At 55.0% G+C, this 1,720-nt stretch carries 1 protein-coding gene and 1 pseudogene; one reads left to right on the top strand and one right to left on the bottom strand.

What is annotated here, in order from left to right:
- Nucleotides 1-119 (bottom strand): annotated as a pseudogene (locus ACR0JG_RS20730) (integrase); the annotation flags it as partial.
- Nucleotides 120-204: 85 nt separating this feature from the next.
- On the opposite strand from ACR0JG_RS20730, the gene ACR0JG_RS20725 reads away from it, so the two are divergent.
- Nucleotides 205-1,556, top strand: a protein-coding gene (locus ACR0JG_RS20725; protein ID WP_170717543.1) for an IS3 family transposase whose coding sequence is annotated in 2 segments (ribosomal slippage) — nucleotides 205-541 and nucleotides 541-1,556 — 1,353 coding nt in all. Because the reading frame shifts where the segments join, the coding sequence is not laid out codon by codon here.
- The last annotated feature ends 164 nt before the right edge of the window (nucleotides 1,557-1,720 follow it).

Raw genomic sequence — 1,720 nt, 5'->3', positions numbered from 1 at the left:
GAAAGTTCGAGCCGGGCACGGATCGCCCAGACCTGTTTTGGGAGTAGCGGTCGTTTCTGACCGATGATCCGCCCCTTGTTCCAAGCTCTGGGTTTTGGGGTGACTGCAGGTAGTTGGACTGTCCGCCATCAGCACCCATGGAACAGACTAGGTTGATTGCGTAGCGGAGGATTTCAGGCTCATCGTAACCATCAGAGAGTGGAGATGAGAATGAAATCCGGGAAACAGAAAGCGTCAGCAGAGAGAGTTGTCAAAGACATCCGCAGGAAGACACGGCGCCAGCATTCGGCAGAGGAGAAGATCCGTATTGTGTTGGATGGGCTTCGTGGTGAAGACAGCATAGCGGAGCTGTGTCGCCGTGAAGGAATAGCTACGAGCCTGTATTACAGCTGGTCGAAAGAGTTCCTTGAGGCCGGTAAGAAGCGGTTGGCTGGCGATACCGCACGCCAGGCTACCAGCTCTGAGGTGAAGGATTTGAGAGCGGAATCGTCGGCGCTGAAAGAGGTAGTCGCCGACCTGACCCTTGAGAACCGGCTGCTCAAAAAAAGCATGTTCGAGGATGGGGGAGACGACGAATGAGATATCCCGCATCCGAAAAGCTTGAGATCATCCGGCTGGTTGACGGTTCGCACCTGCCGATCAAACGCACACTGGAAAAGCTCGGCATTCCCAGAACGACCTTCTACCGCTGGTACGACAGGTATCTGTCTTTCGGCGAGGCCGGGCTTGAGGATCGCCATTCCCGGCCAGGTAGGGTTTGGAACCGCATCCCCGACAAGGTGCGCAAGCAGATCGTGGAACTGGCTCTGGAAGAACCCGAGTTATCGCCCCGCGAGCTTGCGGTGCGGTTCACCGACACCAGGCGCTACTTCGTTTCTGAGGCCAGTGTTTACAGGCTTCTGAAGGCACAAGATCTGATCACTAGCCCAGCCTGCATCACCATCAAAGCGGCGGATGAATTCCATGAGAAGACTGTGCGGCCGAACCAGCTTTGGCAGACCGACTTCACCTATCTCAAAGTCATCGGTTGGGGCTGGTTCTACCTGTCTACGATCCTGGATGATTACAGCCGTTACGTTGTCTCTTGGCGCCTTTGCACCACGATGAAAGCTGACGATGTCACAGGAACGCTGGAAGACGCTTTGGCTGCATCAGGTTGTGACAGTGTCACCGTTGCCCACAAGCCCCGGCTGCTCAGCGACAACGGCAGCAGTTACATCTCTGGCGAGTTGGCGAAATGGCTGGATGAGCAGGGTATGGATCATGTTCGGGGAGCGCCCAACCATCCGCAGACCCAGGGCAAGATTGAGCGATGGCATCAGACGATGAAGAACCGTGTCCTGCTGGAAAACTACTATCTGCCAGGAGCGCTCGAACAGGCCATCGGCGACTTCATCAATCACTACAACCACAACCGATACCACGAGAGCATCAGCAATCTGACACCCGCCGATGTCTATTTCGGTCGAGCCGAAACAATCCTCAGACGCAGAAAGGAAATCAAACACCAGACAATCCAGAAACGCCGCTTGCTGCATCATCAGAACGCGGCGTAGATTGAAACTACGGCGAGCCTGATCCTCCTAAGCCAATCAAACGCTCGTGTTCCAAATCATTCGATGACGGACAAGCGATGGCATCAGACGATGAAGAACCGTGTCCTGCTGGAAAACTACTATCTGCCAGGAGCGCTCGAACAGGCCATCGGCGACTTCATCAA

The sequence above is a fragment of the Ruegeria sp. AD5 genome (genome assembly GCF_056542345.1).
Note: the sequence above shows the minus strand (reverse complement) of the source record. Positions and strands in the feature narration are given on the sequence as shown.